At 65.2% G+C, this 6,152-nt stretch carries 8 protein-coding genes and 1 pseudogene; 8 read left to right on the top strand and 1 reads right to left on the bottom strand.

The window, feature by feature from the left end; all coding sequences use genetic code 11:
- Together rplK and rplA are read left to right on the top strand one after the other, a co-directional pair.
- A partial coding sequence (gene rplK, locus ACESMO_RS06470) for a 50S ribosomal protein L11 (RefSeq protein WP_372707344.1) occupies positions 1 to 340 on the top strand: 340 nt, incomplete at its 5' end.
- A gap of 4 nt (positions 341 to 344) precedes the next feature.
- Positions 345 to 1,034 carry a 50S ribosomal protein L1 gene (gene rplA / locus ACESMO_RS06465; RefSeq protein ID WP_372707343.1) on the top strand — a complete coding sequence of 230 codons (690 nt, stop codon included), beginning with the start codon at positions 345 to 347 and terminating at the stop codon, positions 1,032 to 1,034.
- A gap of 92 nt (positions 1,035 to 1,126) precedes the next feature.
- Here rplA and ACESMO_RS06460 read toward each other — a convergent pair whose 3' ends face one another.
- Positions 1,127 to 1,597, bottom strand: coding sequence for a DUF1203 domain-containing protein (locus ACESMO_RS06460; RefSeq protein ID WP_372707342.1), 471 nt, complete (start codon positions 1,595 to 1,597; stop codon positions 1,127 to 1,129).
- A 98-nt stretch (positions 1,598 to 1,695) separates the two neighbouring features.
- Between ACESMO_RS06460 and ACESMO_RS06455 the strand changes: the two genes are divergently transcribed.
- The 6 genes and pseudogenes from ACESMO_RS06455 to ACESMO_RS06430 all read left to right on the top strand — a co-directional run bounded on the left by ACESMO_RS06455 (position 1,696) and on the right by ACESMO_RS06430 (position 6,152).
- Positions 1,696 to 3,498: a M3 family oligoendopeptidase gene (locus ACESMO_RS06455; protein WP_372707341.1), complete on the top strand. Its 1,803-nt coding sequence runs from the start codon at positions 1,696 to 1,698 to the stop codon at positions 3,496 to 3,498.
- Between the two features lie 45 nt (positions 3,499 to 3,543).
- Positions 3,544 to 3,783, top strand: a pseudogene (locus tag ACESMO_RS06450) (BrnT family toxin); the annotation flags it as partial.
- A 73-nt stretch (positions 3,784 to 3,856) separates the two neighbouring features.
- Positions 3,857 to 4,072, top strand: coding sequence for a BrnA antitoxin family protein (locus ACESMO_RS06445; protein ID WP_372707347.1), 216 nt, complete (start codon positions 3,857 to 3,859; stop codon positions 4,070 to 4,072).
- 60 nt (positions 4,073 to 4,132) lie between these two features.
- Complete coding sequence (locus tag ACESMO_RS06440) at positions 4,133 to 4,384, top strand: aa3-type cytochrome c oxidase subunit IV (protein WP_372707340.1); 252 nt, start codon at positions 4,133 to 4,135, stop codon at positions 4,382 to 4,384.
- A 101-nt stretch (positions 4,385 to 4,485) separates the two neighbouring features.
- Complete coding sequence (locus ACESMO_RS06435) at positions 4,486 to 5,619, top strand: Re/Si-specific NAD(P)(+) transhydrogenase subunit alpha (protein WP_372707339.1); 1,134 nt, start codon at positions 4,486 to 4,488, stop codon at positions 5,617 to 5,619.
- Positions 5,616 to 6,152, top strand: a complete 537-nt coding sequence (locus tag ACESMO_RS06430) for a hypothetical protein (RefSeq protein WP_372707338.1) — start codon at positions 5,616 to 5,618, stop codon at positions 6,150 to 6,152. Before ACESMO_RS06435 ends, ACESMO_RS06430 begins: the two co-directional genes overlap by 4 nt.

The raw sequence follows: 6,152 nt of genomic DNA, 5'->3' as shown, positions 1-6,152 counted from the left end.
CGGCGTCAACATCATGGGCTTCGTCAAGGAGTTCAACGCCCGCACCGAGAAGGAAGTCAAAGGCACGCCCCTGCCGACGGTGATCACCGTCTATCAGGACAAGAGCTTCACCTTCGTCACCAAGACCCCGCCCGCGACCCACTTCATCAAACAAGCCGCCGGGATCACCTCGGGCTCGAAGATGACGGGCCGCGAAGTGGCCGGCAAGATCAAGCGCAGCCAGCTGCGCGAGATCGCCGAGAAGAAGATGAAGGATCTGAACGCGAACGACCTGGACGCCGCGACCAAGATCATCGAAGGCTCGGCTCGCGCCATGGGCCTCAACGTCGTGGAGGGCTGAGAAGATGGCCAATCAAACCAAGCGCACCAAGGCCCGCACCGGCGATACGCTGGTGAACATGCCGTTCGCCGACGCCATCAAGGCCGTCAAGGAAAACGCCACCGCCAAGTTCGACGAGTCGATCGAGATCGCCGTCAATCTGGGTGTCGATCCGCGTCACGCCGACCAGCAGGTCCGCGGCGTGGTGAACCTGCCGTCCGGCACGGGCCGTGACGTTCGCGTCGCCGTCTTCGCCAAGGACGCCAAGGCCGCCGAGGCCCTGGCCGCCGGCGCCGACATCGTGGGCGCCGAGGATCTGTACGAAAAGATCAACGGCGGGTTCATGGACTTCGACCGCGTCATCGCGTCCCCGGACATGATGGCCCTGGTCGGTCGTCTGGGTAAGGTGCTGGGCCCGCGCGGCCTGATGCCCAACCCCAAGGTCGGCACCGTGACCCCGAACGTCGCGCAAGCGGTCAAGGACGCCAAGGGCGGCGCGGTCGAGTTCCGCGTCGAAAAGGCCGGCATCGCCCACGGCGGCATCGGCAAGGCCTCCTTCACCCAGGAAGCCCTCGAAGCCAACGTCCGCGCCTATGTCGACGCCCTGAGCCGCGCGCGACCGTCGGGTGCCAAGGGCACCTACATCAAGCGGATCACCCTGTCCTCGACCATGGGCCCGGGCTTCAAGATCGATCCCGCCTCGCTGGGCGCCTGAACGGTCTGAGCGACTGAAATGAAGAGGGCGGCGACCGCAGGGTCGCCGCCCTTTTTGTTGGGCGCGAAAAGGCAGCTGCGGGGCGCGAAATTCTAGGTCCGTTCGGCCGCGGCCATAAAACAGCCCCTGCGGGCGGTGTGCAGGTGGATGCTGGCGGTGTGGCCGTCGGCGAACCAGTATGTCAGCCGCTCCGCCAGATCGCGTCCCTCGACGACATCGGCATCCGTCATCATCCAGTCGGCATCATAGACACGGGCGGACAGCAGGCGACGCGACAGCATGTCGGGCACGACGCCGGGGGCGAGGTCCGCCTCGGTGGCCATCTCGCGGACGAAGATGGGCCCCTCCGAGCGATACGGGCTGGAAGATGCGTCGAGATGGCGATGGTTCAACAGGATCAGCCGTTCGCCGGGTTCGGCGTCGGTCAGGCTGATGCGGTAGGGCGAGCTGTGGGGTTTGTCGGCGATCATGCGGCGCGCGCCGATCGCCTCCAGCGCCGGATCGGCGAGGGCGAACACGGGCTGGAACGGCGCGAGCGGCAGGGCGCGGATGCGAAAGGTCATGCGGGTCTCCTTCGCCGTCGATGTGACGCGCGGATGATCGGGCGTCTGGCGGGTTTCGGACGTTGCGCGGGGCGCGCTCCATCCCCACAACGGAGGGCATGAACGCGCCCTTCAAGACTTCCGCCGATCCGCTGGACGCCCCGCTGTGGGATTTGTCCGATCTGTATGCATCGCGCGACGACGCGCGCATCGCAGCCGATTTGGAGCGGGCGCGCGGGGTGGTCGCCGAACTGGGCACCTTGCAAGGCCGGCTGGTCGCGGCGCGGGCCGATGCGCGGGGGCTGGGTCAAACGCTGGATCGGGCCGTGAGCCTGTATGAGCAGGTGTCGGACCTGCTGGGCGGGCTGGGAGCCTATGCCTTTCTGGCAGCCTCGACCAACCGCAACGATGCGGGCGCGCAAGGCTTCGAGGCCACGGTGCGCGAGAAGATGACGGCCATCGCCACGCCGACGGTGTGGGTGACGCTGGAGATCAACCAGCTCGACGAAGCCGGGATAGAGGCCGCATTGACCGCGTACCCGGCCGCGGCGCGCTGGCGGCCCTGGCTGCGGCGCGTGCGGGCGATGAAGCCGCATGAACTGTCGCAGGAACTGGAGACCTTCCTGGCCGAGCGCGGACCCATCAGCGCCCAGTGGCCGCGCCTGTTCGACGAGACCCTGGCGGCGATGACGGTGAGGGCGGGCAAGGAGGACCTGACCCTGTCCGAGGCGCTGAATCGTCTGTCCGACCCCAAGACCGCGCGGCGCAAGTCGGCGGCGGAGGGGTTGAGCGTCGCCCTGAAGGCACGAACGTCGACCATGGCGCTGGTGATGAACACGGTCGCCGCCGACAAGGCGCTGGAAGACAGATGGCGCGGGTTCAAGCGGCCTGCCGACGGACGGCATCTGTCCAATGAAGTGGACGGCGAGGCGGTCGATGCGATGGCGCAGGCCGTGGCCGCCGCCTACCCGCGACTGTCGCACCGCTATTACGCGCTCAAGGCCCTGGCCATGGGCAAGGCGAAGCTGGACCAGTGGGACCGCAACGCGCCGCTCGAGACCACGGCCCCGCGCGGCTATGACTGGGCGGCGGGCAAGGCGCTGGTCCTGGAGAGTTTCGCCGACCTGGGCCCCGAGTTCGCCGATAGGGCCGCCGGCTTCTTCGACAAGCCGTGGATCGACGGCAAGGCGCGGTCGGGCAAACAGTCGGGGGCCTATGCCCATCCGGTGACGTCGGACCGGCACCCCTATGTATTTCTGAACTGGATGGGCGAGCGGCGCGACGTGCTGACGCTGGCGCATGAGCTGGGGCATGGCGTGCACCAGACGCTGGCGGCGGGGCAGGGCAGTCTGCTGGCCGACACGCCGCTGACGCTGGCGGAAACCGCGTCGATCTTCGCCGAGGGGCTGACCTTCGACCGGCTGCTGAAGACCGCGCCGAAGGCCGAACATCGCGGGCTTCTGGCGGGACGGATCGAGGACGGGCTCAACACCGTCGTGCGCCAGATCGCCTTCCACCGGTTCGAGACCCGGTTCCATGACGAGCGGGTGGCGGGCGAGGTTCCCGTCGAGCGGATCGGCGAAATCTGGCTGGAAGAGATGCGCGCGTCACTGGGGCCGGCGGTGACGCTAAACGCCGGTTATGAGCACTGGTGGAGTTATGTCAGCCACTTCGTCCACTCGCCCTTCTATGTCTATGCCTATGCCTTCGGCGACCTGCTGGTGGCGGCGTTGATGGAGACGCGGGCCAAGGACCCGGCGGGCTTCACGCCGCTGTATCGCGAACTTCTGGCTGGGGGCGGGTCGCGCGGCTATGTCGAGGCCCTGGCACCGTTCGGGCTTAACCCACGCGATCCGGCGTTCTGGACCATTGGGACGAAACGACTGGAAGGGCTGATCGACCGGTTCGAGGCTATGGCTTGATGTTGTAAATACAGAAATGTACGTACAGGGAGACATCTGCGGAGATTGTCTGGGATCCAAAAAAAGGCCCGACGGAATTTGGTCAAGCACCGCATCGCTTTTGATGTTGCGGTGCAGGTCTTTGACGATCCCAAAGCGACGAGCGAGATGGATCGGATCGTCGTCGGCGAGCAACGTTGGCGGACCATCGGTCGTGTCGGGACGGCGACCATTCTTTTCGTCAGCCACACGTGGATCGATGACGACGGCGAAATCCGGGTGAGGATGATTTCGGCTCGAAAGGCCGACAAACGCGAGGTGAGAGCCTGTGACAGAAGTGACGAGGGATATTTCCGCGGAGCTGGAGGCTTTGGCCACGATGCGGGACGAGGACATAGACTTCAGCGACATTCCACTCGTCACCGACTGGAGCGGCGCAGTCCGCGGCAAATTCTATCGGCCGGAAAAGCAGGCCGTGACCATCCGGCTGGATGCCGATGTGGTCGACTGGTTCAAGGGGCGCGAAACCAAATACCAGACCGCCGTCAACCGCGTGCTGCGCGAATACATGCTGAGCCACCGCAAGTCGGCTTGAGCCTGCGCCAAGGCCCGCTATAAAGCGGCCAACCGATTGATCTGAGTCCCGGACACCATCATGGCCGACCCGCACCCCGCCGATTCCAACGACGCCTATGTTCGCGGCTCCCAGGAGATCAGCGAGCAGGGCTCAACCTTCCACGCCTTCATGGGCCTGGCCAAATGGGGCTCGCTGGTCATCGCGGCGCTGCTGTTGTTGCTCGTGCTGTGGTTCCAGCCGGGCGGCAGCCTCTTCACCGGTCTGATCGCGGCCGTGGTCATGCTGGTCGCCGGCTGGTTCCTGCTGAAGTCCGGCAAGGCCGCACGCTGAAGTCGGCCTTCTTCCGCAAGGGGAGAAGGACAGTTCTGTTTTTGACGCGCCGTCCCGGATAAGCCTAACGTTCGTCGTCCAATCTTGACGGAGGGATTCGTTTGGCTGTCGCCATCGCCGTGACCCGCGAACGCCGAGACGGCGAGACGCGCTGCGCCGTCACTCCGGACACGGTCAGGAAGCTGATCGCCATGGGCGCGACCGTGACGGTCGAGGCCGGAACGGGGACGGGTTCGTCCATGCCCGACGCGGACTATGTCGCCGCAGGCGCGACGGTCGCTCCGGACACCAAGGCGGTCCTGTCGAACGCCGACATCGTGCTGAAGGTGCGCGGCCCGACGGCGCAGGAGACCAGCGCGCTGAAGCCCGGTGCCATCGTCGTAGCCCTGCTGGACGCTTATCGCGACAAGGAGACGGTGACGGCGCTGGCCCAGGCCAATGCGACCGCCTTCGCCATGGAGTTCGTGCCGCGGATTTCGCGGGCCCAGGTGATGGACGCGCTGTCGTCACAGGCGAACCTGGCGGGATATCGCGCGGTGATCGAGGCGGCCTCCGCCTATGGACGCGGCTTCCCGATGATGATAACGGCGGCGGGCACGGTCGCCCCGGCCAAGGTCTTCATCATGGGCGTGGGCGTGGCGGGCCTGCAGGCCATCGCCACGGCGCGGCGGATGGGGGCGGTCGTCACCGCCACCGACGTACGGCCCGCGACCAAGGAGCAGGTAGAATCTCTCGGGGCAAAGTTCCTCGCCGTCGAGGACGAGGAGTTCAGGAACGCCCAGACCGCCGGCGGCTATGCCAAGCCGATGTCGCCCGAGTATCAGGCCAAACAGGCCGAGCTGACCGGCGAGCATATCAAGAAGCAGGACATCGTCATCACCACCGCCCTGATCCCCGGCCGCGCGGCGCCGGTGCTGGTCACCGCCGCCCAGGTGGCGACGATGAAGCCGGGGTCGGTGATCATCGATCTGGCCATCGAGAACGGCGGCAATGTCGAGGGCGGCAAGCTGGGCGAGACCGTGGTCACCGCGAACGGTGTCTCCCTGGTCGGTATTGCCAACCTGCCGGGCCGGATCGCGTCCGACGCTTCGTCGCTCTACGCCAAGAACCTGGTCGCCTTCGTCGGCCTGATGATCAAGGACGGGGCGCTGGCTTTGGATATGGAGGACGAGATCCTGAAGGCGGCGGCGGTTACGCACGGCGGGGCGGTGGTGCATGAGGGGGTGAGGGGGTGAGCGACGTCAAGAAGCAGCATCCGATCATGGGAGTCACAATTTTCGCCGGTATTGCTGTGCTTCTTCTCGCTCTGTCCTACTGCCAAGAATTGCCGAAGCACGCCTTCGAACGCGAAGCTGCGGCGATCGATGCACGGCCCGGCACGAGGCTCATCGATACGATGAAAACTGGCGACCTAGCATCGCCGATCACTTGGATTCGTCCCAACCAAACCATGTGGCGTTACGCAGTCCCCGACCCGGTTCAAACTGACCGTTTTGCGGTTATGGCCTTTCATTTTGAACATGAACCGTCAGCATACATGATCGATGCTGATTGCCCGGAACGTCGCTTATATTACGCGGGTTTAGACGAGCCTGAAGATGCTGTGCCGATGAGAGATGTTTTTGGACGTTCCGTTTCATCTGGTGACGGTAGAATTTTCAGGATGGTGGAGAATGCTCCAGAGCCCGACCCGAAACTCTTGGCGGCATTCTGCAATACTGATTGGACACTGGAACGCAGCGAGTTACGAACCGCGCAGGGTAACTGA

Origin of the sequence: Brevundimonas sp., assembly GCF_041688735.1 — a bacterium.
Classification (GTDB): domain Bacteria; phylum Pseudomonadota; class Alphaproteobacteria; order Caulobacterales; family Caulobacteraceae; genus Brevundimonas.
The sequence above is the reverse complement of the archived record's forward strand: the minus strand, read 5'-3'. Positions and strand labels throughout refer to the sequence as shown.